This window comes from Azoarcus sp. DN11 (assembly GCF_003628555.1).
In the GTDB taxonomy this organism is placed as follows: domain Bacteria; phylum Pseudomonadota; class Gammaproteobacteria; order Burkholderiales; family Rhodocyclaceae; genus Aromatoleum.
This window is the reverse complement of sequence record NZ_CP021731.1, coordinates 1,034,189-1,059,055: the sequence shown is the minus strand read 5'-3', so window position 1 is coordinate 1,059,055 and position 24,867 is coordinate 1,034,189. Positions and strand designations below refer to the sequence as shown.

Below are 24,867 nucleotides of genomic sequence, written 5' to 3'. Positions count from 1 at the left end.
TAAGCGAAACGAGGCCATTTGCAACACTGCCTCGCGACACCCCGGACCCGATCCCCCGAATCCCCGGGCGGCGCAGGCACGAACAACAGGAGGAGACACCGTGAGCAGCATGGCAATTTCGGAACAGTCGTCGGCGGCGGTCATCGCACGCTTTCTCAAGGCGCGCGGCGTCAAGCGCGTCTACAGCCTGTGCGGCGGGCACATCATGCCGATCTGGATGCGTCTCGACGCCGAAGGCATCCGGATCGTGGACGTGCGCGACGAACGCGCGGCGGTGTACATGGCCCACGCCGAAGCCCAGCTCAACGGCGGCTTCGGCGTCGCGATGGTCACCGCCGGCCCCGGCGTCACCAACGCGATGACCGGCATCGCCAATGCGCACGTCGCCCGTGTGCCGGTGCTGGTGCTGTCGGGACTGCCGCCGCGCCCGCAGGAGAACCGCGGCGCGCTGCAGGACGTCGTGCACACCGACCTCGTGCGCTCGATCACCCGCTACGCGCGCACGGTGCGCCAACCCGAACTCGTGCTGCAGGAGCTCGACGAGGCGGTGTCGCGCGCGATGGGGCAAGGCGGCGAGCCGGGCCCGGTGTATCTCGACTTCCCCGTCGACACGCTGCGCGGCGAGATTCCGCAGGCGGTGCAACTGCCGGAACATTTCGCACCGAAGGCCGCGCCGACCTTGTCCCCGGATCGCGCCGCGGTAGAGGCCGCGGTCGAGCTGCTATGGTCCGCCAGGCGCCCGCTCGTGATCTCCGGGCGAGGGGCGCAGGGCGCCGGCCCGACCCTGTGCCGGCTCCTGAGCCGCTTGAACGCGGCCTATCTCGATACGGGCGAAAGCCGCGGCCTCGTGCCCGAAGAGCATCCGTCGGTGGTCGCCGCGATGCGCGGCTCGGTGATGGGGCAGGCCGACCTCGTGATCACCGTCGGCCGACGCCTGGACTTTCAGCTCGCCTACGGTTCTCCTGCAGTGTTCGGCGACGCCCGCTTCCTGCGCATCGCCGATTGCGCGGCCGAGCTGCGCGACAACCGCCGCGGCGCGGTGGAGCTGATGGCGACCCCGGCGCTCGCGCTCGAAGCGATCCTGGAAGCCGCCGGGGACCGCGCACCCGCGACCGATCTCGACTGGATCCGCTCGCTGCGCGCGAAGCACTGCGAGCGGGCCGACAAGCTCGCGCATTCGATGCGCACTGCGGCGCCGGGCAGCGACGGCCTGATGCATCCGAACCGTCTCGTCGCCGCGCTGCGCGACGCGTTGCCCGACGACGCCGTCGTCGTCGCCGACGGTGGCGATTTCCTCAGCTTCGCGCGCGTCGGCCTGCCCGCGACGACCTACCTCGATCCCGGTTCGCTCGGCTGCATCGGCGTCGGCACCCCCTTCGGCGTCGCGGCGAGCCTCGCCCGCCCGGACCAGACCGTCGTGGTCGCCACCGGCGACGGCGCCTTCGGCTTCAACGCGATGGAGCTCGACTCGGCCGTGCGGCACAAAGCGCCGGTCCTGGTTGTCGTAGCCAACAACGGGGCGTGGGCCATCGAGGTGCGCGACCAGCAGGAAACGCACGGCAAGGTGTGCGGAACCCGGCTGCAGTTCTCGGACCATGCTGCGATGGCGCGTGCATTCGGAATGCACGCAGAGCGGGTCGAAAAGGCGGAAGATCTGCCTGCAGCCATCGAACGGGCGCTGGCCAACCGGCCAGCGCTGCTCGACGTTCTCGTGACACCGGAGGCGGCGTCCTCGGACGCCAAGTCCGGCCTCGCGTGGGTCCCCGACCTGCAGCCGCTCGCCGCCTGGGACGAGGCCGAACGCCGCTGGCGCGACGGCAGCCGCCCGGAATAGGGCTGATGCCACCGGGGTCTAGCTGGATCTCCCTTTGACGCGATAGAGTAATGCTCCATGAAAATCCTTGAAACCCAACCCAAACTCGTCGAGCAGGTCCACAGGGCGATTCTCGAGGAAATCTCGGGCGGCAAGCTGCGCCCCGGATCGCGGATCATCCAGGAGCAGATCGCCAAGGAACTGGGCGTGTCGCGCCAGCCCGTCCAGCAGGCACTCGCCTTGCTCCGCAACCAGGGCGTGCTGCGCGACGCCCCGGGGCGCGGCCTTCTCGTGGCGCCGCTCGACGTCAAGTACGTGCGCAACATGTACGACATGCGTGCCGTCATCGAGGGCCTCGCGTGCCGCCGGGCCGCGGAGCTCAACGCCAAGCAGGCAAAGACCAAGGGTCCCGCGCTGATCCGCGCCGGACGCAAGGCCGTCGCGGCGGGCGCGTACAACGCGATGATCTCGGCCGACATGGCCTTCCATCACTTCATCTACCTGTTGTCCGAGAACCCGTTCATTGCGCCCGCGATGGAGGCGCACTGGACAAACACCCAACGTGTCATGGGCGGCGTCCTGGTCAACGAGGAGCAGCCGCGCAACGTCTGGGGCCAGCACGAGGCGATGCTGGAGGCGATCGCGGCCGGCGATGCGCAGAAGGCGGAAGAACTCGGACGGCAGCACATCTCGCAGGCGGCCGACTTCATGATCCAGCGGCTCCAGGAAAACGGCCCCGCAGTTGAAGTCGAGGAAATCACGATCTGATTGTCCATCCGGCCGCGCGGGGGCAGGTCACATTGACGGCCTGCCCCTTTTTCGCCCCTGCAGCCGGAACCGTCGAGCGCTGCGTCAGATGGGTGACGTCAGCTCGCGCGCAAGATGGGCGGCGCTGTTGAAGGAGCGCAGGCTGGCACGCCCTTGCGAAAACACGATCTCGGTGATCGACGCGTTGTGGATCACGCGGACGAGCGCGCACCACTGCTCGTCGGAAACGCCGAGCAAGTCGCAGACGGCCGCGGCGATGACGCCCCCTGAAGTCACCGCCAGGATCCGCTGCCCCGAGGGGGCGCCGGGCGCCGCGACGACGTCGCGCATCCATTGGCGCACGGCCAGACGGAAGTCGCGGTACGAGGCCCGCCCGGGGATACCGAGCTCGCCCCGGGACCACGCCTCGTACGCCCCCTCGTAGCAGCGCAACTGCTCGCGGCGGGCGGGGGCCTCGGGCCCGCTCAACGGGCGGCCATACAGCGTCGAGGCCGCAACGAGCACTTCCTCGCCTTCGGCAAATTCGTCCAGGCCCGGCACGAGCTGCGCGCCGGGCCAGTCCCCCGCCTTGGCGAGCACCTGCGCCGCGGTCTCCGCATGGCGTTGCCGCGGCCCGTGCCAGACGACCGTCGGCGTGTCGCCGCGATCACGCAGCCAGGCGCCGGTGGCCTGCGCCTGTGCCACACCGACCTCGGACAGCACGTCGTAGCGCGACGCACCGAACGCCGCCTGGCCGTGCCGCATCAGGACCAGCGCGCTCATCGCGGCTCCACCGGCAGCACCTTGGGGTTGCTTTCCGCCAGCCGCCTGCGGCCTGCCGCCCGCAGATGGGCGAACAGTGCGGCGCGCTGCGGCGTGCCCGGGTCGCCCGCGCCCGCGCGCAGCCGCCGCGCGAGCCGCCGGTTGCCTTCGCCCGGCCCCGCCTTCGGATCGTCGAGCAGCGCGCGTAGCTCGGCCAGCTCCTGCGCTTCGGGCGCGTCGCCGTTGCGCAACTGGCGCTCGGCGATCGACATCGCATTCATCGCCATCAGCAGCGCGTACTTGCGCTCGGCGGGCAGCGCCGGCAGCACTTCGTCCCGCAGTAGCTGGCGCGCACAGGCCAGCAGCGCGTCGCCCTTCGGTTGCTCGCGCATCAGTCGTTCTCCGTCATGTTGAGGATTTCCCATTCCAGCTCGGGCACGATGTGGCCGGTCAGCGCCAGCATCAGCGAGTTCTCCTCGCCGGAGCAATGGCGCTCCGCCTGCTGGACCGCGATCACGGCCCAGCCGGTATGCGCCATGACTTCCCAGTATCGCACCGCGTCGCGGTCGACGCGTCGCCCGGACTCGATTTCGTAGCCGCGATAAAAGTCTTCACGGGCGCCGACGCCCCCGGCTTCCTCCGCGGCATTGCCGAAGCGCCAGCATTTGGCGCACAGCCAGCCAAGATCCTCGTGCGGGTCGCTCCAGCTGGCGAATTCCCAGTCCAGGATGCCGGTGAGACCGTGTTCGTCGACCATGTAGTTGCCCGTGCGGTAGTCGCCATGACACAGCGTGACGAGCCCGCGCGCCGGCGCGTGGCGCTCGAGCCAGCGCAGGCCCCATTCCAGCGCGGGGTAAGCCGTATGGTGGGCATCGAGGAAGGCCCGATGCTGGGCAACGCGGTGCAGCGCGGGCGAGCCGTCGTATTGCGGCAGAAAATCGAGCGTCGGCTGCGGCGGACGCACCGAATGGATGCGCGCGAGCTCGCGGCCGAGCTGTTCGGCCAGCCGTACCCGGTCCCCGCCGAGGCGGCGATCCTTGACCAGGACGTGCGCGGCCGCCGTGCCGCCGATACGCCGCATCAGGAAGAAGGGGCGCCCGAACACTTCCCTGTCCTCGCACAGCCACAGGGGCTCGGGGACTCTCACTCCGGCATCGAAAACCGTCTTCAGCAGCGCGAATTCGTGCGAGCGCCCGTGGCTGATCGCCACCCCCGCGGTCGGGGAGTCGCAGCGCAGCACGCATTCCAGCCGCCCGGCGCGCGGACCGCCTCCGATTTCCAGATCAACGAGCCAGTTTTCCTGCACCGCGCCGCCCGAGAGCAGCTTCGCTTCAGTGATCGCGACCGAAGAGGCCCCCGCCGCGGCGCGGACGAAGCGCTCGACTGCCGCGCGTGAAGTCTGATCCATTTCCGTTTCCTTATTCAGGCGGGACTCACATACCGCCGTTCAGCCCGGACGGTAGTCAGTTGCCGGGCAATACTGCTCAAAGTCCGCTTACCAGATGTGCGCGATCGACCGCGACGCAGGCCCCCGACATCGCCGCGCCGGCGTCCGACGCGAGCAGCAACAGCGGTCCGTCGAGGTCGGCGAGCTCGCAGAAGCGCCGGCTCGGGATACGCAGGCGAAGCTTGTCGCCGGCCTCGCTGGTGAGAAAATCGCGGTTCAGGTCCGTGACCACGTAGCCGGGCATCAGCGCATTGACGCGGATGCCATGCCGCGCGAGTTCCAGCGCCATCGCCTTGGTCGCCTGCAGCACGCCCGCCTTGGAGATCGTGTAGGGCGCGACGCCGCCGCCGACCCGTTCGCCGAGGATCGACGCGATATTGACGATGCTGCCGCCCTTGCCCGCGCCCACCATGCGCCGCGCGGCCTCGGTCGCGACGAGGAAGCAGCCCTTGAGATTGGGATCGATGACGTTGTCCCAGTCGGCCCCGGTCTGCTGCAGCAGGGGCTTGGTAATCGTCTGGCCGGCATTGTTGATGACGATGTCGGGCACGCCGGCCCCGACCCCCGCCGCGTCGAAGGCGGCGCCGACGCTCGCCGCGTCGGTCACGTCCATCGCGACGGCCTGCGCGCGGCCGCCCGCGGCCTCGATTTCGCCGACGAGTTCCTGCAGCTTGTCGGCGCGCCGTGCGGTGACGACGACCTGCGCGCCGGCGCGCGCGAGCAGCGCCGCGAAGTGCCGCCCGAGCCCGCTGGAAGCGCCGGTGACCAACGCCACCTTGCCCTCGAGCGCGAACAGCCCGCCGAGATAGTCCTTGTCCATCAGCGCGGCTCCTGCGGTTTCACGCTCGCATCGGCGCGGCCGGCAACGATCTTCTTGCCCATGCTGAAGCGGTGCACCTCGCTCGGACCGTCATAGACGCGGAAGGCCCGCATGTCGGAGAAGATGCGCGCGACGATGGTCTCGTGCGTCACGCCCTGCCCGCCGAGGATCTGCACGCTGCGATCGACGATGCGCCATTCGGCTTCCGAGCACGCGACCTTCGCGCGGCTCGACTCGAAGTTGCCGCGCTCGCCCTGGTCGAGCAGCCACGCGGTGTGCCAGATGTGCAGGCGCGCGGTCTGCAGGTCGATCTCGTTGTCGGCGAGCATGAAACTCACGCCCTCGTGTTCGCCCAGCGTGCGGCCGAAGGCCTGGCGGCTGCGGGCGTGCGCGAGCGCGACGTCGTGCGCGCGCCTTGCCTGGCCCAGCCAGCGCATGCAGTGCGTCAGCCGCGCCGGCGCGAGCCGCACCTGCGCGTAGCGGAAGCCCTTGCCCAGCTCGCCCAGCACGTCGCTCGCGGGCACGCGCAGGTTCTTGAAGCGCAGCACGCCATGGCCGCCGGTGAAGCAGCTGTCGAGCGCGTCCATCGTGCGCACGTGCTCGATGCCGGGGCGGTCCATGTCGGACAGGAACATCGTCGCCGAGCCGTCCTCCATCTTCGCCATGATGATCGCGAAGGACGCCCCTTCCGCGCCGGTGATGAACCACTTCACGCCGTTGATGACGTACTCGTCGCCGTCGCGCACGGCGGTCGTCGCGAGCATCGACGGGTCCGCCCCGGCGCCCGGCGGTGGCTCGGTCATCGCGAAGGCCGAGCGCGTCTTCCCCTGTACCAGCGGACGCAGCCAGCGGTCCTTCTGCGCCTCGGACGCGACGACTTCCATCAGGTGGATGTTGCCCTCGTCGGGCGCGTGGATGTTCAGCGCCGTCGGGCCGAGCGTCGAATAGCCGGCCTCCTCGAACACGACCGCCTTCTCGACATGCGACAGGCCCAGCCCTCCCATCTCGCGCGACGCATGCGGCGTCAGCAGGCCGGCGGCGCGTGCCTTCGCGACGAGCTCGTTGCGCAGGTCCTCGTTCGGGCCGTGCAGGGTCTGGCGCGGATCCTTCTCGAGCGGAATGACCTCGTCCGCGATGAATCGGCGCACGCGCTGCTGCAGTTCCTGCAGCGCCGGGCTAAGGGAGAAATCCATACCTGCTCCTTTGCGTTTGTTTGACTGTTTCGGGCCGCAACTACAGCAAGCCCGTGGAAATCCACGGCACGGCGGCAACGATCGCGAGACCCGTAAGGAGCGCGAGCACGTAGCCGACGATCGGCCGCACGCCTTCCTCGGGCTTGACCTTGCCGATCGCGCAGGCCGCGTAGTAGCCGACGCCGAAGGGCGGCGCGAAGAGGCCCACGCCCATCGACAGCACCACGACCATCGCGTAATGCACTTCGTGCACGCCCATCGCGCGCGCGATCGGGAACAGCAGCGGCCCGAACAACACGATCGCCGGGATGCCCTCGAGCACGCTGCCGAGGATGATGAACGCGGCAATCGACACCGCGAGGAACATCGGCGCGCCGCCCGGCAGCGCAGCCATCGCCTGGGCGAGGCTCGTCGAGAAACCCGACTGCGTCAGCGACCACGCCATGCCGGTCGCGGTGCCGATGATCAGCAGGATCGCCCCCGACAGCGCCGCCGTTTCCACCAGCATCGGAAAGAGCCGCGACCACTTCGCGTCGCGGTGCAGCAGCAGCCCGACGATCAGCGAGTAGGCGATGCCCAGCGTCGATACTTCGGTCGCGGTCGCGACCCCTTCGACCACCGCCGCACGGATCACGAAGGGCAGCGCCAGGGCCGGCAGCGCGAAGCGGAACGCGCGCCAGATTTCGCCGCGGCTCGCCCTGCGCACCTTCGACAGATCCTCGTTGCGGTAGCGCAGCCACACGACGAAGCACAGCGCCGTCCCCAGCACCACGCCCGGCAGCAGGCCGCCGGTGAATAACGCCGCGATCGACACGCCGGTCACCGAGCCGATCGTGATCAGCACCAGGCTGGGCGGAATCGTCTCCGTCTGCGCACCGGTGGTGGCCAGCAGCGCGATCAGGTCACCCGGCTTCGCGCCGCGCTCCTTCATCTCCGGGAACAGTACCGGCGCCACCGCCGCCATGTCCGCGACCTTCGAACCGGAGATGCCCGACACGAGGTACATCGCGCCCAACAGCACGTAGGACAGCCCGCCGCGCACATGCCCGAGCAGGCTCGCGAGGAAGGCGACCATCGCGCGCGCCATGCCGGTCATCTCGATCAGCAGGCCGAGGAACACGAACAGCGGCACCGCCAGCAGGATCAGGTGCGACATGCCTTCGTCCATGCGTCCCACCAGCACCATCAGCGGCATGTGCGTGGTCAGCGCGAGGAAGCCGAAAGTCGCCAGCCCGAAGGACACCGCGATCGGCACGCCGATCAGCACCGTCGCCGCCGTCACGCCGACGAAGAAGATCAGCAGGTTGAGATTGCCGAGGTCGCGCAACACCGGCCCGAGCGCGTAGAACACGCCACAGATCGCCCCGACCGTCGCGACCGCGGACGCGACGAGGCGCCAGTTGCCCAGGCGCAACAGGCGGATGCCCCCCATCGCGCACATCAGCGCAAGCCCCACGGGCAGCGCCGCAGCCCGCCACGCGTTGGACAGCTCCAGCGCCGGCGTCGTGACGTACGCCTCTTCCGCCGCGTACTCGTATGCCGGACCGAGGACGAGCAGCAGGAACGCGAGGGCCGCCGCGACCGCGATCGTGTCGAGAAACGCCTGCTGGTGCGGAGCCGCCTTCGACACCAGCGCGGTCATGCGCATGTGCCCGCCGCGGCGGAACGCCACGACCGCGCCGAGGCTCGCGAGCCAGAGAAACAGGATCGACGCGGCCTCGTCGGTCCACACCAGCGGCGAATCCAGGACGTAGCGCGACACCACCCCGGCGAAGAGGATGCAGATCTCGGCCACGATGAGCGCCGCGGCCGCAGCCTCGACGAGCACGGCGAAGATCCGGTCGGCCGCGTGCGCGAATTGCCTCCCGAAGCGCTTCGCACTGACGTGTCCGGTCCCGGGCGCGGTCTCGGCCGCGCCCAGCGAATGGGCGATCGTGTTCATGTCGGCCCCGCGCGATCAGGCGATATCGCCGGCGTATTTCTGCAGCAGGCCCCACGCCTCGGCGCCGAACTTCTCGCGCCATTGCGCATAGAAGCCGTTCTTGCTCAGCAGCTGGCGGAAGGCCGCGCCATCGACCTGATTGAAGGCCAGGCCCTTGGCTTCGAGGGTCTTTTGCAGGTCGACGTTCGCCCGCGCGATATCCTCGCGCTGCTTGCGCGCGGCCGCGTTGATGTGCTTCGTCATCACCTGCTGCACGTCGGGCGGCAGCGACTTCCACGCGCGCGCATTGGCGATGAACCAGAACCCGTCCCACGAGTGGTTCGTCAGCGAGCAGTACTTCTGCACCTCGAAGAACTTGGCCGAATCGATCAGCGCGAGCGGGTTCTCCTGGCCGTCGGCCACCTTCGTCTGCAGCGCCTGGTAGGCCTCGCTCAACGGCAGGCTCACCGGCGCGGCGTCGATCGCCTTGAACATCGACACCCACAGCGGCACGACCGGCACGCGGATCTTGAAGTTGCGCAGGTCTTCCGGCGTGCGGATCGGGCGCGTGCTGCTGGTGATCTGGCGAAAGCCGTTGTCCCACACGGTATCGAACGGCACGAGATTGACTTTCTCGATCGCGCGCCGGATGTGGTTGCCGACCTCGCCATCCATCGCCGCCCACACCTTGTCATAGGCGCCGAACGCGAAGCCCACGCCGGTAATCGACGTCGCCGGGATCAGCGTCGACAGCACCGTGCCCGGGAAGGTCGCCAGCTCCAGGGCACCGGCGCGGACCTGCGACATCATGTCCGAGTCGCTGCCGAGCTGGTTGTTCGGAAACAACTGGATCGCCACGCGGCCATTGGTTTCGGCGGCGATCGCATCGATGGCCTCCTTCAGGCGGACGTTGACCGAGTGGGTCACCGGCAGGTCGGTCCCGAGCTTCAGCTTGAACTCCGCCGGCTTGCCCGCGCCTGACTGAGCGAAAGCCGTGCGGCTCAACACGCCTGCACCGGCAAGCGCGGCGACCGTCAGGAATTGTCTGCGGGAAATGCTTGTCATCGTCGTCTCCTCCGTTGGGTATCGATGTCCAGCAAGCGCCGAGGGCCGGCGCGAGTCGCAGGCGATTCCTTCTGCACCTGATTTATTGAATTCGGAATTCGCTTACGCCCGACCTAGTGTATTCTGAATTCAAACAATGTCAAGAACCGGGCGGGAGGACGGCGCGAAGACCACGCAGGAGGGGGGGGCGGCTGCCGCGAAGATCGCGCGAGGGTGCCTGCAGGCACCCTATTCACGCGGCAATGTAATGGATCAGCCCGAACGGTATGTGGTTATCGGGTCGATAGTCAGGGGGTGGAGCGTTTCCGCGCGTCGGAAACGACGGCCGGACAGAAAGGGACGTCCGGCGCCCCGATACAGGGCCCGCGCCTCCGCCAGCGCACCGGGGAGGCGGCGCGGGCTCAGTCCTTGAGGACGGCCGCCATCGCTTCGGCAACGTAGTCGACGTTGCGGCTGTTGAGGCCGGCAACGCACATGCGGCCGGAGCGCACCAGATACACGGCGAATTCCTCGCGCAGGCGGTCGACCTGTTCGGGGCTCAGGCCGGTGTAGCTGAACATGCCGCGCTGCTTGACGAAGTAGCCGAAGTCGCGCCCCGGCACGCGCGCGGTGATGACGTCGTGGAGCTTCTGGCGCATCGCGCGGATGCGGGTGCGCATCGCCTCGACCTCGCCGGTCCATTCGCCGTACAGTTCCGGGTCGTCCATCACCATCGCGGTGACGCGACCGCCGTGGAACGGCGGGCTGGAGTAATTGCGGCGCACGGTGAACTTCATCTGGCCGAGCACGCGCGCGGCTTCGTCGGCGTCCTTGCACACGATGGAGAGGCCGCCGCAGCGCTCGCCGTAGAACGAGAGGTTCTTGGAGAAGGAGTTGCTGACGAGGAAGCTCACGCCGGCGTCGGCGAGCGCGCGGATCGCGAAGGCGTCGTCGTCGAGGCTGTCGCCGAAGCCCTGGTAGGCGATGTCGAGGAAGGGGATGAGCTTGCGTTCCTTCGCGACGGCGATGACCGCGCGCCACTGGTCCTGCGACAGGTCGACGCCGGTCGGGTTGTGGCAGCACGGGTGAAGCAGCACGATGCTGCGGGCCGGCAGCGTGTCGAGCGTCGCGAGCATGGCGTCGAAGCGCACGCCGCCGGTCGCCGCGTCGTAATAGGGGTAGTCATGCACGGCGATGCCGGCACCCTCGAAGATCGAGCGATGGTTGTCCCAGGTCGGGTCGCTGACCCACACCTCGCTCGCGGGGAAGTAGCGCTTCAGCAGGTCGGCGCCGACCTTGAGTGCGCCCGAACCGCCGATGGTCTGGATCGTGGCGATGCGCCCGGCCTTGAGCGCCGCATGGTCCGGGCCGAAGAGCAGGCGCTGCACGGCGGCGCGGTAGTCGGCGGCACCTTCCATCGGCAGGTAGGAGCGCGGCAACGGCGTCGCGGCGAGCGCCACTTCGGCCTTGCGCACCGAGCCGAGCAGCGGGATGCGGCCTTCCTCGTCGTAGTACAGGCCGATGCCGAGGTTGACCTTCTGCGTACGCGGATCCTGCATGAAGGTTTCGACGAGGGTGAGGATGGGATCGCCGGGGTAGGCGTCGACATGTTCGAACATGGGCAAGCGGCTCCGCAATGGTCGGGTTGAACGGTCGCTGGCGGCGCGGACGAAGTGACACGGCGCACGCGGACAGCGCTTGCGGGAGTGTATCCGATCGGCTCCTCGCGGCAGCCGTCGGCGAGCGCCGCCGCGGGTGCCCGGGCCGAAATTTCCGGGGCCGACGGCAACAAGAGGGCGACTCCCCCTCCCAATCATCCGGGCGACATGAATAGCGTAACTTTATGTGACAATAGCGCCACTAACTCTAAGGATATACGACCGGACCCGCCTGCCGATGTCGTCACGCAGATATCTCGCCCCGCTGCCCGCCGCAACCCTGTGCGCCGCTGCAGCCACCCTGCAGCCTTACGGCGTGGTCGACGAACGCGACGACGGGGAAGGCACGTGGATGCACCGGATGCCGCGCGTCCCGTCTTCGGGGGCTGCACTCGCGGAGTCGTTCGCCGGGCAGATGCGGCCGCGGCAGGCGTTCCGCCGCCGGTTCGGTGGCCGCCAATGATTCCGATGCCTCCCCTTCCCGCCAGACGGAGCCTGTTCCGCCAGTCGCTGCTGGTGCGGCTGTCGACCATGTTCGCGCTGGGCGGCCTGCTGGTGGCGACGATCCTCCTGATCGGCAACCGCGTCCTCGATGACGCCAAGCTGCGGCTCGAGGATACGGTCGTCCGGCAGGTGCAGCCCCTGGCGGCAACGCACCGCCTGCAGGCGCTCAGCAACGAGCTGCGCGCGCTGGAACTCGAACTGCCCTCCGCGCACGACGTGTTCGCGCTGTCGCAGTACGCCGAACGGATGCGCTCCGGGATCGAGGCGATGACGGCGGAACTGGCCCCGTTCCTCACCACGCTCGCCGCCACCCGCCCGGACGACGCCCGGCGCCTGGAAAAGCACTGGCTCAATTACCGCGAGGACGTGGAGGAAATCATCAGCCTCGCGGCAACGATGAACCTCGCGGCCGTGAAGTCGATCACGAGCACGCGCACGCGCACGCGCACCGCGCATGCGGCGATATCGTCGATCCTGCGCGAACTGGTGAGCACCACCGAACACGCCGCGACCGAAGCCTACGTTCAGGCGCGCGAAGAGCAGCAGCAGCAGCAGCGCTTCTTCGTAACCCTGTCGCTGGGCGGCTTCCTGTTCCTCGCGGCGGTCCTGGTCGTGTTCGCACGCTCCCTGTCGCGCCGGCTGCGCGCCCTGCGGGATGCGGCGTCCCGCCTGGCGGCCGGCGAAGACCGCGAACCGATCGCGATCTCCGGCGACGACGAGATCAGCGACCTCGGGCGGGCGTTCAACACCATGCAGGACATGGTGGTGTCGCGCGAGCGCAGCCTGCGGACCGCGCAGGAAGAACTCGAGGATCGCGTCACGCAGCGCACACGCGCCCTGGCCACGGCCAACGCGCGCCTGTGGATGCTGTCGCAGGCCGTCGAACAGAATCCCATCGGCGTGCTGATCGCGAATGCCGACCGGCGCGTGGAGTACGCGAATGCCGCCTACGTGCGCGTCACCGGCCGCCCGGCGGACACGCTCCTCGCCAGTGCGCTGCCGGAGCCGGCCGACAGGGAACAGAGCCGGGCAGTCGATGCGGAATTCCGTGCCGCACTGCAGACCGGCGGGGACTGGGATGGCGAGCGCCGCAGCCGCCGCCCCGACGGCAGCGAGTACTGGGAACACCTGCGCCTGGTCACGATGCGCAACGAGCACGGGGCGCCGGCGCACATGCTGCTGATGCGCGAGGACATCTCGGAACGCCGCTCCCAGGAAGAAAAGGTCGCCTACCAGGCGTACTACGACAACCTCACGGCGCTGCCCAACCGCACGCTCGCGCTCGACCGCCTGCAGCAGGCGACGGGCCGCGCGAGCCGCGACGGCACGATGTGCGCGGTGATGTTCATCGACCTGGACAACTTCAAGCAGATCAACGACACCCTCGGCCACGTCGCCGGCGACGAACTCCTGTGCCAGGCGGCCGCACGGCTGCGCTCGGTGATCCGCGCGGAAGACACGGTCGCACGGCTGGGCGGCGACGAATTCCTCATCATCCTCGGCATCGCGAAGGCGAGCGACGCCGACGCGGCGGCGAGCAAGATCATCCAGACCTTCACGCCGCCCTTCCAGATCGAAGGCCGCGAGTTCATCGCCTCGCCGAGCATCGGCGTCTCGCTCTACCCCAACGACGGCAGCGAACCGGCCGTGCTGCTGCGCAACGCCGATCTTGCGATGTACGAGGCGAAGGACGCCGGCCGCAACACCTTCCGCTTCTTCAACCAGCAGATCCACGACGACTCCGTCGCGCGCATGGAGATGGAGCGCGAACTGCGCGGCGCGCTCGAGCGCGGCGAACTGCAGGTCTATTTCCAGCCCCTGGTCGCAGCGCGCGACGGCCGCCTCGTGGGCGCCGAGGCCCTGCTGCGCTGGACACACCCCGTGCTCGGTCGCGTCCCGCCGGACCGCTTCATCCCGATCGCGGAACAGAGCGGACTGATCGTCAGCATCGGCAACTGGGTGCTGGACCAGGCCTGTTCGCACGCGGCGCAGTGGCGCGAGGCCTGCGGCGGCGAATTCGTGATGGCGGTCAACGTGTCGCCGCGCCAGTTCGCCAACGCCGGGCTGGTCGACACGATCAAGGCCTGCGTGGAGCGCTACGCGATCCCGCGCAAACAGCTCGAGATCGAAGTCACCGAAGGGCTGCTGATCCGCAACCCGGGCGAAGTGCGCGAGGCCATGCTCGCCCTGGAAGCCGCCGGCGTGACCGTCGCGCTCGACGATTTCGGCACCGGCTACTCGTCACTGAGCTACCTGCGCGCCTTCCCGTTCCACACGATCAAGATCGACCGCAGCTTCATCCGCGACCTCTCCGAGGACGCCGAAGACTGCGCGCTCGTCGTCGCGGCGATCCGCATGGCGCGGGCATTGGGGCTGCGCGTGGTCGCCGAGGGGGTCGAAACCGAGGTCCAGTCGCGCTTCCTCGCGCGCCAGGAATCGGATGTCCTGCAGGGTTATCTTTTCGGCCCGCCGGTCCCGGCAGAGGATTTTGCGGTCGATTGGGTGCAAAATCCCACCCGTGGAGCATTTTCATCATGACGGGACATGCACGCGGGCGACGACAGGCGGACGGGTTCTCCTGGCACTGAAGGCAGGCAGGACGGGCGGCGGGAGCTGATCGCGGCGACCGACGCGAGCATCGGCATGTTCGTCGTGGAGCTCGATCGCCCGTGGGTCGGCACGCCTTTCCTGCTGCAAGGCTTCCTGATCGAGGACGACGAGACGCTCGACCAGTTGCGCGACTGCTGCCGCTTCCTCTACATCGACCGCAGCCGCTCGGTCGGCGAACACTACGCGGCGCCCGGCAGCGCCACCCCGGCCTCGAGCGTCGGCCGGACGGCCCCGCCCCGGCCGCTGGTGGAGGCCGCCGCGCCTTCCGGAGCCGGCCCGCTGAGCTTTCTCGAGGCGCTCGCGCTGGTGCGCAAGGGCAGCCTCGACGCGACGGCGGCACGCCGGCTTGCGGGCGACGCCGTCGCGGACCGGCCCGAAACCCGCTCCGTCGAGCGCGAACTCATCCGCGTCTCCCCGGTGGTGACGCAGACCGAAGCAGTCTTCGACCAGGTCATCGCCGACGTGCGCGAGAACCGCAACCCGGACATCGGCCAGGTGACGGGATGCGTCGACGACATGCTCCAGAGCGTGAAGCGCAACCCGGATGCGCTGCTGTGGCTGATCCGGCTCAAGAAGTACGACCTCTACAGCTACCGGCACGCGCTCGATGTCACCGTGCACCTGATGGTGTTTGCGCACAGCCTGGGCTTTTCCGAGGACGGCGCGACGGTGATGGGGGTCGCCGGCATGATGCAGGACGTCGGCAAGCTCCGCCTGCCCGAGCGCGTGCTGCAGAAAGCCGGGCGGCTGAGCCGGCTCGAGATGGAGATCGCGAAGTCGCACGTCGAGTTCTCGACGCGCATCATCCTGCAGACCCCGAAGCCGATGCCGGGGCTGGTCGAGATCGTCAGCCGCCACCATGAACGCATCGACGGCACGGGCTATCCCGCCGGGCTGCGCAACGGCGCGATCGGACTGCGCGCCGAGATGTCCGGCCTGGTCGACACCTTCTGCGCGATGACCAGCAAGCGCACCTACGAGGAGCCGCGGAGCACGCAGCGCGCGCTGGAAGCGCTGGTGCAGATGCGCGACGTCAAGTTCTCGGCCAACGTCGTGGATGGATTCATCCAGTGCATCGGCCTGTACCCGGCCGGCACGCTGGTCGAACTCAACACCGGCGAAGTCGCCGTCGTCATCGCGCAGAACCGCGTGCGGCGGATGCAGCCGCGCGTGCTGGTGCTGCTGTGCGCGGACAAGTCGCCGAACCGCCATCCGCCCACCCTGGACCTGCTCTATTCGCCGCAGACCCCCGCCGGCGAACCGTACAGGATTCTGCGCGCGCTGCCCGTGGGGGCCTACGGCATCGATCCCTCGGAGTTCTACCTATCCTGAACACGAGCCTGAACATTCCCCCGGGCAGCACGGACGCGGTACTCGCGGCGGTCGGCTATTCCGCGACCGATGCGGCGGCCTTGCGGGCGTTCACGCTCGCCGTTCCTGCGGAAACCTTCGACGCCGCCTTTGCCAACGGGGTGGAGCGGCGCTGCACGCAGCCGATCGCGGCCAGCCAGACAGTGCTCTTCGCGCAGCTGCTGGAACGGCCCCTGTGGGGCACGCCGGAGTGGCTCGAATCACTCGCCGCGGCATGGCTCGACTGCCAGCAGCAGGGCGCCCCGCGAACGCTGCCGACCACCGCGTGCGCCTGTCTCATCGAAGCGGTGCATGCCGCGCTGCATGCCACGGGCCCGGCGCCCGGACGCGCCGAATGCGACATCCTCGTGGCAACGGCGAAGCTCGCGCAGGCCGTGCAGGCCATGCTCGCGTGCGCCTCGCTCGACCGCCTGGACCTGCGCGTGGCAGCGGGGGAAGGCGTGGATCCGGTCACCGGCCTGCCGACGCGCACGCGCTTCCTGCATGCGATCGAACGCCTGATGAGCCCCCCGCTGCAGCAGCCGCTCGGCCTGCTGCTCCTGCACGTCGCCTGGGGCCCGAGCGCGCCGGAACAACTCAGCGCCCAGCGCGACCGCCTGCGCCGGGCGCTGAGCGATGCGATGGGCCGCGTGCTGCGGCCGGGCGACGTGCTGTACTCGATCGCCGACCAGGAATGGGCGCTGATCATGCCGGAGCTGCGCAGCATCGGCCAGGTTCAGCTGGCCGCGCGGCGCCTGATCGAGATCTGCGAGCGCTCGCCCGAGCACGGCGTGCCGCAGCTGCGCGGCTCGATCCACGCGGGCACCGCCTGTGCGCCCGACGACGGCCTCACCGCTCACGACCTGGAGCACGCCGCGCGCGCCGCGCTGCATCGCGCGATCCGCGCCGACGTGCCGGTGGTGTGCTTCCACGCCGACATGATCGCGCGCATGGAACACGAGATCGACATCGAACGCGAAATCGCCCGCACGATCGCGCATCCGCCGTTCCAGCTGTGGCTGCAACCGCAGATCCAGCTCGGCAGCGGCCGCTGCGCGGGCGCCGAAGCCCTGCTGCGCTGGCAGCGCGACGACGGCGAATGGGTGCCTCCGCCGCAGATCATCGAGACTGCCAGCCGCCTCGGCCTGATGCCCGGCCTGTCGCGCTGGCTGCTCGGCCAGGCGGCACGCATGATCGGCGAACTCGGCGCCGAAGGCGTCGAGGTGCCGATATCGCTCAACCTCGTCGCGCAGGACCTGCATGACGAGGATCTTCCCGAGCTGGTCGCCCAGGCGCTGTCGACCTGGAAGGTAGCGCCCTCCCGCCTGGTGCTGGAGGTCACGGAAAGCGCGCTGATCGGCGACCGCGACCGCGCCGGGCGCGTCATCCAGCGCTTGCGCGCGCTCGGCTGCGGGGTGTCGCTGGACGATTTCGGCACGGGCTTCTCGTCGTTCGCCTACATGCGCGACCTGCCGGTGAGCGAGCTGAAGATCGACCAGCTCTTCGTGCGCGACATGCTGCGTTCGAGCCGCGACCACGCCATCGTCACGACGGTGCAGGCGCTCGCCCACGGCTTCGGCATGCGCGTCGTCGCCGAAGGGGTCGAGGATCAGGCCACGGCCGACGAGCTCCAGCGCATCGGCTGCGACTTCGCGCAGGGCTTCCTGTATGCGCGGGCGATGCCGCAGCGCGACTTCGTGCCCTGGGTGAAGGCGCGCAACGCGGACTAGGAGTCTGCGCGGCAGAACTCCAGAGAGTGGGGTTTTAGCAGAAGGATCGGCGAAGCGAGAGGTGCGGGAAGAGACTGCGGCCGTGGTTGAATTGCTTCGCGACGGTGCTGCGCCCGTGCCGGACGGGAACGGGGACAGATTTGCGCCCCTTTTTCCCGTTATGCCGTCCTCAGTGTGCTCATCCTGCGCAGGTTCAGGGCCATACAGACGAGCTTCCACTCCGCTTTGACGCGCTCCAGGCCCCGCAGGCTGAACTGCCGGAATCCCAATACGTTCTTGATCCAGCCGTTGGGCGGTTCGGCGATCCATTTCCGTTTTCGGTAAGCCGTCTTGCCCGCCTCGCTATCGAGCTTGTCGGCCATCTGCGCGGTGTGCGGACTGCGTTCACGGTCGAAACCGAGTCGGCGCTTGCCTTCCCGGCCCAGCGCCACCACCAGTTCGGTCCCGCAGCCGTCGAGCTCCCGGAACGTCTGCTCCGAGCGGTAGCCGGTGTCGGCCAGCGCCTGGCGCGGGCGCTGCGCGAGGGTGTCGCGCACGACCTGCAACATCCCCGGCAGTAGCCCGGCGTCGCTGGCGTTGTTGGTCAGTTCGGCCGCCACGATGATGTGGGCGGTCTCGTCGACCGCCGTCTGGGCGTTGTAGCCCGGATCGAACCCGCCGCCGGCGCGCTTCATGATGCGGCTGTCTGGATCCGTGAAGTTCTCCTGTGCCTTGTCCTCGGGCACCCCGAAGTCGCGCTTGTAGCGCCCACCCTTCGGTTTGCCGTCACCGCCGCGCGGACGGCGGTCGTCATCGTCGCTGCGCCCGCGCGCCTGATCGGCCTCGCGCTGGCGCTGCTCGAGCCGCGCCCGGGCTTCGGCAATCGCCGTCAGCCGCGCCTCGCGCCGCGCGATCTCGGCCGGCACATCCAGCTCGGGCTCGTTCCTCTCGGCGTCGTCGGCGGCCTTGGCCCGATTGAGCAGCGCCTCGATCTGCCGTTTCAATTCGGCCTCCGCCTTCACCATGTGGCCGTAACTCATCGCCTTGTGGCGGCTGGCGTTCGCCTTGACCTTGGTGCCGTCGATGGCCACCGTCCCGAGCTTCACCAGCCCCATCTCGCGAGCCAGTCGCACCACCTGCACGAACAACTCGCTCAGCTCCTTCAAGTGGACAGCGCGAAAGTCGCTGAGCGTGCGGTGGGCCGGGAAGTTGCCTGCCGCCAGCACCCGGAACGCCACATCCTCGTGCAGCTTGCGCGCGATCTTGCGCGAGCTGAACACGCCCGTGGCGTACGCATACAGCAGCACCTTGACCATCATGGCCGGATGAAACGGCTGGTTGCGCGGTCCGCCCCCGGCATACCGGGTGTGGAACGCGCTCAGGTCCAATCCGTCGACCGCGTCGCTAATGAAGTACGCCAGGTGGCCTTCGGGTAGCCACTCCTGCAGCGCCTGGGGCAGCAGCATCTGCTGCTGCGGGCAATAGGGCAGATAGCTCGTCATCTCAACAGTCTACCGGCCCCGACACGCCAGGGAGGGCTTACCTCACCGACGCTTGGCTTCTGCCGCGCAGACTCCTAGCCGCAACTCAGAACGCGACCGCGATGCCGAAGTGCAGGCGCAGGCGCTGGTCGGCCTGCCCCCAGGCCACGTCCAGCGCGATCGGCCCGGCCGGACTCTTCCAGCGCGCGCCGACGCCATAGCCCTGCTTGAGCTCGAAGGTGTCGCGATCGTCGGCCGCGTTGCCCATGTCGACGAAGGCCGCGGCCCCCCATTGCGGACGGAACCAACGCACATATTCCGCGCTCGCCGTCGCGAGATAGCGCCCGCCCACCGTCGCATCGGCCTCCCGCACTCCCAGGCTCTGGTACGCATAGCCGCGCACCGTCTGCGTGCCCCCGGTGCGGAAGAGGAAATCCTGCGGCACCCCGTCGCGGCTCTTCGCCAGCGTCGCGCCGCCCTCGGCGCGCAGGATCAGCACGTCGCGCGTCGCCATCGGCACGTAGCGCACGTAACGGCCATACAGGCGCAGGAAGTTTTGGTCCGACAGCAGCGCCCGCGCACCGCCGCCGATCTCCAGCTGCAGCACGTCACCGCGCCGCGGATCGAGCGCATCATCGATGGCGCGGCGCGTCCACGACCAGTTCAGCGTCAGCGCCTTGCGCCGGGTCGTCTCGCCGCCGTCGGGCTTGCGCTCCTCCTGCTGCAGGCGCAGCGCGAGGCGGGTATCGATCGAGCCGCCGGTGATGCTGCGCTTGTTCGTGCGCGCGACACCCACCGCCTGGGTCGACAGTGTGAGCCCCTCGACCGTGCTGCGCTCGGCCGCGGCGCCGACGCTGTCGCGATGGGTCCCGCCCGTCGGCGGCAGGAACACGTCGGCGAACACGGTCTGGCGCAACTGCTCGACGCGCAGCGCGCTGGCGAGCTCCCAGCCGCGGCCGAACAGGTTCACGTCGCGCCAGCTGATCTCGCCGCGAAACCCGGTGTTGCTCGAATAGCCGGCGCCGAAACCGAGCTGCCGCGAACGCGCCTCGGTCACCTGCACGCGCACCGGCACCGCCGCGGCGAGTGCCGGGTCGCGCTCGACGTCGACGACCACCGAGGCCAGCTGCGGCACGTTTTGCAGCGTGCTCTGCAAGGCCAGCAGCTCGTCCTGGTTGAAGGGGCGCCCCGGCGCCAGCGTGCTGAAGCGCTGCACCAGGTCCGGGGGCAGGTTCTTCAGCCCCGACACCTCGATCGGGCCAAGAAAGAAGGGCGGGCCGGAGTCGACGGTCACCGAGAGCCGCACGGTCGCCGATTCAGGGTCGACCTCGGCCCGGCTGTCGGCGATGCGCGCCGCCGCGTAGTCGCGCGCGGCAACTTCGTCGAGGAGGTGCCGCTTGGCGTCGTCCCACGCCGACTGGCGAAACACCTGTCCGGCCTCCAGTGCCCAGGCCTTCCTCAGCTCCGCGCGCCGCGCCGCGAGTGCCTCGCCGTCGCCGCCCAGCGCGCCCTCGAACTGCACGTCGACGGCGGCAATCTTCGCGGGCGTGCCGGGCACGACGGTGAGCTTCCAGTCCTCGGCGTCCTCGCGATCGAGGCGCACCTCCGGCGAGAAATAGCCTTCGGTCGCCAGCAGGTCGGCCACCTCGCGGCGCGTGCGGCGCGCGAGCGCGAGGCGATCCGCACGCGCTTCGGACAGGATCTGGTCGGAACGGTGGAGGATGCGCAGATGACGTTCGAGCAGCGGGCGCACGCTGTCGGGGGCGTCCAGCTCCACGCGCAGCGGCTGCTGCGCCGCGGCCACGGGGGCGAGCAGCGCAAGGCACAGCGCGAGGAGCAGGCCCTCGCCGAAGGCACGGGCGCGGTAGGCAGTCATGGCCGGATTGTACCGGCCCGCGACCGCCCGCCGGGGGGCCGCCGGCGCCGGTGTTGCGCGCCGTTCCCGTCCCTTGCCCCCGGTTGCCCTCGGTTGCCTCAGTTACCCATCGCCATCAGGCTGGCATTGCCGCCCGCGGCCGCGGTGTTGATGCTCACGGTGCGCTCGGCCACGAGGCGGCCGAGGTCGTACTCGGGCTGCGGGCGCACCAGCGGCAGGATGGGGCCGTCGCGGCGCGCGAGGCGCACGCGCCACGCGTCGGCCTGCGCGTCGCTGCCGTCGAAGAGCAAGGCACCGAAGTCGCCGTCGAACCACTTCGCATCGGTGCTCACGCGCTGCGCCACGTCCGCGGGAAGCGCCGCGACGAGCTTGCGGGCGAGCGCAGCGTCGCCGAGCACCACGCGGTTGCCCGTCGCCAGCGCCGCCATCAGCTGATGGAAGTACCCCGCCATCGAGCCCGCGACCGCCGCGACGACGCCGCGCGGCTTGAAGCTCAGGCTGTTGTCCTCGCCGGTCGGCCCGGGCAGCGCGAGGCGCAGGTCGACGAGGTGATGGCTGCGATAGGCTTCGGCGCGCACGCGCAGCGCCATCGTGTCGTCGCCCTCGACCAGCGCGCGCCCCGCTTCATCGACCCAGCCGGCGAAGCGTTCGAAGAGGTTGGGCACTGCAACCGATGCCGTAAACTCCGCCCCCGGGCTGCGGCGCAGCAGGCGGTGCAGGTACAAGGGGCCGCCCGCCTTCGGCCCGGTGCCGGAACGCCCCTCGCCGCCGAAAGGCTGCACGCCGACGACCGCGCCGATCATGTTGCGGTTCACGTAGATGTTGCCGACATGGGCGCGCGCGACGATGTCGTTGATCGTCTCGTCGATGCGCGAGTGGATGCCCAGCGTGAGGCCGTAACCGCTCGCGTTGATCTCGTCGACCACCCGCGGCAGATCGCGCGCGGCAAACCGCAGCACATGCAGCACCGGGCCGAACACTTCGCGCTGCAGCTGCGCGAGCGAATCGATCTCGATCATCGTCGGCGGAATGAAGGTGCCCTTCGCGCAGGCCTCCGGCACCGGCAGCTGGGTCAGCTTCGCGCCGCCGCTGCGCATCGCCTCGATGTGGCGCGCCAGCCCCGCCTGCGCCTCGGCATCGATCACCGGGCCGATGTCCACCCGCACGTCCGCGGTGTTGCCGACCTTCAGCTCGCGCGTCGCGCCTTCGATCATCTCGATCACGCGATCGGCGATGTCCTCCTGCAGGCACAGCACGCGCAGCGCGGAGCAGCGCTGGCCGGCCGAGTCGAAGCTCGACGCGAGCACGTCGCCGACGACCTGTTCGGGCAGCGCCGTCGAATCGACGATCATTGCGTTCTGGCCGCCGGTCTCGGCGATCAGCGGCACGTCGCCGCCGCGCTCCGCGAGCGTGCGGTTGATGATCATCGCGACCTCGGTCGAGCCCGTGAACATCACGCCGCGCACGCGTGCGTCGCGCACCAGCGCCGCCCCGACGATCTCGCCGCGGCCCGGCAGCAGCTGCACCGCAGCCTCCGGCACGCCCGCCTCGCAGAACAGGCGCACCGCCCACGCGGCGATCAGCGGCGTCTGCTCGGCCGGCTTCGCCAGCACCGGGTTGCCCGCGACGAGCGCCGCAGCCACCTGCCCGGTGAAGATCGCGAGCGGGAAGTTCCACGGGCTGATGCACAGCACCGGCCCCAGCGGCTGGTGCAGTCCGTTGTCCAGTTCGCGCGCCTGCTGCGCATAGTAGTGGCAGAAATCCACGGCTTCACGCAACTCGGCGATCGCGTTCGACCACGACTTGCCCGCCTCGCGCACCGCCAGTGCGATCAGCGCCAGCGCATCGCGTTCGAGGAGATCCGCCGTGCGCTCCAGGCACTCGGCGCGCTGCACGGGTGAACGCACTGCCCAGTCGTGCGCCCCCGCCTCGGCGGCACGCAGCGCGGCCTCGACCTCCGCCAGATCGGCTTCGACCACCTCGCCGACGATGTCCTCGAGATCGGCCGGATTGCGCACCGGCTGCGGCGAGCCCGCGACGACGACACCGGCCACGAGCGGCCCGGCCGCATGGCGCGCCTTGCGGCTTGCCGCCAGCGCTCCGGCGATGGCCGCGCGTACCGGCTCGCTCGACAGGTCGAAGCCCCGCGAATTGCGCCGCCCCTGACCGTACAGGTCCTTCGGCAGCGGGATGCGCGGATGCGGCGAGCCGGCGAGCGGCTCGGCCAGCGCCACCGGATCGCGCACGAGCTCCTCGACCGGCACGTTCTCATCCACGATCAGGTTCACGAAGCTGGTGTTCGCGCCGTTCTCCAGCAGGCGGCGCACGAGGTACGCAAGCAGCGTCTCGTGGCTGCCCACCGGCGCGTAGATGCGCACCAGGCGGCTCAGCGCCGGGTCGGCGACGATCTGGTCGTACAGCGGCTCGCCCATGCCGTGCAGGCACTGGAACTCGTAGTCACCCTTGCGATAATCGCCCTCGGCCATGTGCATGATCGAGGCCATCGAGTGCGCGTTGTGCGTCGCGAACTGCGGGTAGATCACGTCGCGCGCAGCCAGGAGCTTCTTCGCGCACGCGAGATAGGACACGTCCGTGTACACCTTGCGCGTATAGACCGGATAGCCCTCCAGCCCGTCGATCTGCGCGCGCTTGATCTCGGCGTCCCAGTACGCGCCCTTCACCAGGCGCACCATCAGGCGGCGCTCCTCGCGGCGGGCGAGATCGGCGATCCAGTCGATCACGAAAGGCGCGCGCTTCTGGTAGGCCTGCACGACGAAGCCGATGCCGTCCCAGCCCGCGAGATCCGGGTCCGCGACCAGCGCCTCGAGGAGATCCAGCGAGATATCCAGCCGGTCGGCCTCCTCGGCGTCGATGTTGAGACCGATGTCGTAGCCGCGCGCGAGCTCGCACAGCTGCTTGAGCCGGGGCAGCAACTCACCCATCACGCGCTCGCGCTGCGCCCAGTGGTAGCGCGGATGCAGCGCCGAGAGCTTCACCGAGATGCCGTTGCCGTCGACCACGCCGCGCTTGGCCGAGCCGTTGCCGATCGCATGGATCGCGTGCTCGTAGTCCTCGTAGTAGCGCTCGGCGTCCGCCGCGGTCATCGCGGCCTCGCCCAGCATGTCGAAGGAGTAGCGGTAGCCGCGCGTCTCGCGCTCGGCGCCGCGCTCGAGCGCCTCGTCGATGGTCCGCCCGGTCACGAACTGCTCGCCCAACAGGCGCATCGCCAGATCCATGCCCTTGCGGATCAGCGGCTCGCCGCCGCGCGTCAGCAGCTTCGACAGCGCGCTCGCCAGTCCTTCCTCGCTGCGCGTCGCGACCAGCCGCCCGGTGATCAGCAGCCCCCAGGTTGCCGCATTCACGAACAGCGACGGGCTCTGGCCGAGGTGGGCGCGCCAGTCGCCGCGCGCGAGCTTGTCACGGATCAGGCGATCGGCGGTCGCCTTGTCCGGCACGCGCAGCAGCGCCTCGGCGAGGCACATCAGCGCGACGCCCTCCTGGCTCGACAGCGAAAACTCCTTCATCAGCGCATCGACGCCGCTCGACCGGGCGCGCTTGGAGCGCAGGCCGACGACGAGCTGGCGCGCGAGGTCGTGGATGCGCCGCTGCAACGTCGCGTCCACGCGCGCAGCCTCGACGAGCGGCGGGACGCATTCCGGTTCGGGGCTGCGGTAGGCTTCGAAGATGCGCTGACGCAGCGCCGGGCGCGGTTCGACAGGCAGTGCGGCAAGAACGGTGGGATTATTCTGGGTGCTCATGGACGCAAGACTCCGCAAAGGATTGCCGGCGGATCTCCCGCCGCCGGCCCGGACAGGCGACCTCGCCCGTCGAAAACCCGATTCTTCACCCGACATCCTAGTTTATGGCTCCGAAATTCGCCCCCAATAAGCCATAATTCCTACGAACTGCATCATTTTTAGACGATTCATCTT

17 protein-coding genes are annotated in these 24,867 nt (G+C 69.4%); 6 read left to right on the top strand and 11 right to left on the bottom strand.

Features of this window, described 5'->3' with window-relative positions:
* The first annotated feature begins 109 nt into the window (after nt 1-109).
* Complete coding sequence (locus tag CDA09_RS04750; protein ID WP_121427565.1) at nt 110-1,834, top strand: 2-hydroxyacyl-CoA lyase; 1,725 nt, start codon at nt 110-112, stop codon at nt 1,832-1,834.
* A 57-nt stretch (nt 1,835-1,891) separates the two neighbouring features.
* Nucleotides 1,892-2,581, top strand: a complete 690-nt coding sequence (locus tag CDA09_RS04745) for a GntR family transcriptional regulator (RefSeq protein ID WP_121427564.1) — start codon at nt 1,892-1,894, stop codon at nt 2,579-2,581.
* A gap of 84 nt (nt 2,582-2,665) precedes the next feature.
* Here the strand turns inward: CDA09_RS04745 and CDA09_RS04740 are convergent, their stop codons facing one another.
* The 8 genes from CDA09_RS04740 to CDA09_RS04705 form a co-directional block, all read right to left on the bottom strand.
* Entirely contained in the window at nt 2,666-3,343 is a 678-nt protein-coding gene (locus CDA09_RS04740) for a histidine phosphatase family protein (RefSeq protein ID WP_121427563.1), read from the bottom strand.
* Nucleotides 3,340-3,714 (bottom strand): DUF6285 domain-containing protein, encoded by a 375-nt coding sequence (locus tag CDA09_RS04735; RefSeq protein WP_121427562.1) that lies wholly within the window; start codon nt 3,712-3,714, stop codon nt 3,340-3,342. Before CDA09_RS04735 ends, CDA09_RS04740 begins: the two co-directional genes overlap by 4 nt.
* Complete coding sequence (locus CDA09_RS04730) at nt 3,714-4,730, bottom strand: phosphotransferase family protein (protein WP_121427561.1); 1,017 nt, start codon at nt 4,728-4,730, stop codon at nt 3,714-3,716. The genes CDA09_RS04735 and CDA09_RS04730 overlap by 1 nt, the downstream gene beginning before the upstream one ends.
* A 76-nt stretch (nt 4,731-4,806) precedes the next feature.
* Nucleotides 4,807-5,589 carry an SDR family NAD(P)-dependent oxidoreductase gene (locus CDA09_RS04725; RefSeq protein WP_121427560.1) on the bottom strand — a complete coding sequence of 261 codons (783 nt, stop codon included), beginning with the start codon at nt 5,587-5,589 and terminating at the stop codon, nt 4,807-4,809.
* Nucleotides 5,589-6,782: an acyl-CoA dehydrogenase family protein gene (locus tag CDA09_RS04720; RefSeq protein WP_121427559.1), complete on the bottom strand. Its 1,194-nt coding sequence runs from the start codon at nt 6,780-6,782 to the stop codon at nt 5,589-5,591. Before CDA09_RS04720 ends, CDA09_RS04725 begins: the two co-directional genes overlap by 1 nt.
* Nucleotides 6,783-6,822: 40 nt before the next feature.
* Nucleotides 6,823-8,724, bottom strand: a complete 1,902-nt coding sequence (locus tag CDA09_RS04715; RefSeq protein ID WP_121427558.1) for a TRAP transporter large permease — start codon at nt 8,722-8,724, stop codon at nt 6,823-6,825.
* A gap of 15 nt (nt 8,725-8,739) precedes the next feature.
* The gene (locus tag CDA09_RS04710) at nt 8,740-9,768 is read right to left on the bottom strand and encodes a TRAP transporter substrate-binding protein (protein WP_121427557.1); all 1,029 of its coding nucleotides are present in this window, start codon (nt 9,766-9,768) and stop codon (nt 8,740-8,742) included.
* 401 nt (nt 9,769-10,169) lie between these two features.
* Complete coding sequence (locus CDA09_RS04705; protein ID WP_121427556.1) at nt 10,170-11,366, bottom strand: amino acid aminotransferase; 1,197 nt, start codon at nt 11,364-11,366, stop codon at nt 10,170-10,172.
* Between the two features lie 277 nt (nt 11,367-11,643).
* Between CDA09_RS04705 and CDA09_RS23255 the strand changes: the two genes are divergently transcribed.
* From CDA09_RS23255 to CDA09_RS04690, 4 genes are all read left to right on the top strand, one after another.
* Nucleotides 11,644-11,868 (top strand): hypothetical protein, encoded by a 225-nt coding sequence (locus CDA09_RS23255; RefSeq protein ID WP_164844367.1) that lies wholly within the window; start codon nt 11,644-11,646, stop codon nt 11,866-11,868.
* Entirely contained in the window at nt 11,865-14,447 is a 2,583-nt protein-coding gene (locus CDA09_RS04700) for an EAL domain-containing protein (protein ID WP_164844366.1), read from the top strand. Before CDA09_RS23255 ends, CDA09_RS04700 begins: the two co-directional genes overlap by 4 nt.
* 6 nt (nt 14,448-14,453) lie before the next feature.
* Complete coding sequence (locus tag CDA09_RS04695) at nt 14,454-15,851, top strand: cyclic di-GMP phosphodiesterase (RefSeq protein ID WP_286164381.1); 1,398 nt, start codon at nt 14,454-14,456, stop codon at nt 15,849-15,851.
* 80 nt (nt 15,852-15,931) lie between these two features.
* Nucleotides 15,932-17,599 carry a putative bifunctional diguanylate cyclase/phosphodiesterase gene (locus CDA09_RS04690; protein WP_286164380.1) on the top strand — a complete coding sequence of 556 codons (1,668 nt, stop codon included), beginning with the start codon at nt 15,932-15,934 and terminating at the stop codon, nt 17,597-17,599.
* 158 nt (nt 17,600-17,757) lie between these two features.
* On the opposite strand, the gene CDA09_RS04685 is transcribed toward CDA09_RS04690, so the two are convergent.
* The 3 genes from CDA09_RS04685 to putA all read right to left on the bottom strand — a co-directional run bounded on the left by CDA09_RS04685 (nt 17,758) and on the right by putA (nt 24,693).
* The gene (locus CDA09_RS04685; protein ID WP_121427554.1) at nt 17,758-19,080 is read right to left on the bottom strand and encodes an IS1182 family transposase; all 1,323 of its coding nucleotides are present in this window, start codon (nt 19,078-19,080) and stop codon (nt 17,758-17,760) included.
* A gap of 85 nt (nt 19,081-19,165) precedes the next feature.
* Nucleotides 19,166-20,935 carry an autotransporter assembly complex protein TamA gene (locus CDA09_RS04680; RefSeq protein ID WP_121427553.1) on the bottom strand — a complete coding sequence of 590 codons (1,770 nt, stop codon included), beginning with the start codon at nt 20,933-20,935 and terminating at the stop codon, nt 19,166-19,168.
* A 98-nt stretch (nt 20,936-21,033) separates the two neighbouring features.
* Entirely contained in the window at nt 21,034-24,693 is a 3,660-nt protein-coding gene (gene putA, locus CDA09_RS04675) for a trifunctional transcriptional regulator/proline dehydrogenase/L-glutamate gamma-semialdehyde dehydrogenase (protein ID WP_121427552.1), read from the bottom strand.
* Between the last annotated feature and the right edge of the window lie 174 nt (nt 24,694-24,867).

What these genes read in the sequence shown, in the direction of transcription:
- CDA09_RS04750 (WP_121427565.1), top strand. Translation starts at nt 110, where the DNA reads ATGGCAATTTCGGAACAGTCGTCGGCGGCGGTCATCGCACGCTTTCTC.
- CDA09_RS04745 (WP_121427564.1), top strand. Translation starts at nt 1,892, where the DNA reads ATGAAAATCCTTGAAACCCAACCCAAACTCGTCGAGCAGGTCCACAGG.
- CDA09_RS04740 (WP_121427563.1), bottom strand. Translation starts at nt 3,343, where the DNA reads ATGAGCGCGCTGGTCCTGATGCGGCACGGCCAGGCGGCGTTCGGTGCG.
- CDA09_RS04735 (WP_121427562.1), bottom strand. Translation starts at nt 3,714, where the DNA reads ATGCGCGAGCAACCGAAGGGCGACGCGCTGCTGGCCTGTGCGCGCCAG.
- CDA09_RS04730 (WP_121427561.1), bottom strand. Translation starts at nt 4,730, where the DNA reads ATGGATCAGACTTCACGCGCGGCAGTCGAGCGCTTCGTCCGCGCCGCG.
- CDA09_RS04725 (WP_121427560.1), bottom strand. Translation starts at nt 5,589, where the DNA reads ATGGACAAGGACTATCTCGGCGGGCTGTTCGCGCTCGAGGGCAAGGTG.
- CDA09_RS04720 (WP_121427559.1), bottom strand. Translation starts at nt 6,782, where the DNA reads ATGGATTTCTCCCTTAGCCCGGCGCTGCAGGAACTGCAGCAGCGCGTG.
- CDA09_RS04715 (WP_121427558.1), bottom strand. Translation starts at nt 8,724, where the DNA reads ATGAACACGATCGCCCATTCGCTGGGCGCGGCCGAGACCGCGCCCGGG.
- CDA09_RS04710 (WP_121427557.1), bottom strand. Translation starts at nt 9,768, where the DNA reads ATGACAAGCATTTCCCGCAGACAATTCCTGACGGTCGCCGCGCTTGCC.
- CDA09_RS04705 (WP_121427556.1), bottom strand. Translation starts at nt 11,366, where the DNA reads ATGTTCGAACATGTCGACGCCTACCCCGGCGATCCCATCCTCACCCTC.
- CDA09_RS23255 (WP_164844367.1), top strand. Translation starts at nt 11,644, where the DNA reads ATGTCGTCACGCAGATATCTCGCCCCGCTGCCCGCCGCAACCCTGTGC.
- CDA09_RS04700 (WP_164844366.1), top strand. Translation starts at nt 11,865, where the DNA reads ATGATTCCGATGCCTCCCCTTCCCGCCAGACGGAGCCTGTTCCGCCAG.
- CDA09_RS04695 (WP_286164381.1), top strand. Translation starts at nt 14,454, where the DNA reads ATGCACGCGGGCGACGACAGGCGGACGGGTTCTCCTGGCACTGAAGGC.
- CDA09_RS04685 (WP_121427554.1), bottom strand. Translation starts at nt 19,080, where the DNA reads ATGACGAGCTATCTGCCCTATTGCCCGCAGCAGCAGATGCTGCTGCCC.
- CDA09_RS04680 (WP_121427553.1), bottom strand. Translation starts at nt 20,935, where the DNA reads ATGACTGCCTACCGCGCCCGTGCCTTCGGCGAGGGCCTGCTCCTCGCG.
- putA (WP_121427552.1), bottom strand. Translation starts at nt 24,693, where the DNA reads ATGAGCACCCAGAATAATCCCACCGTTCTTGCCGCACTGCCTGTCGAA.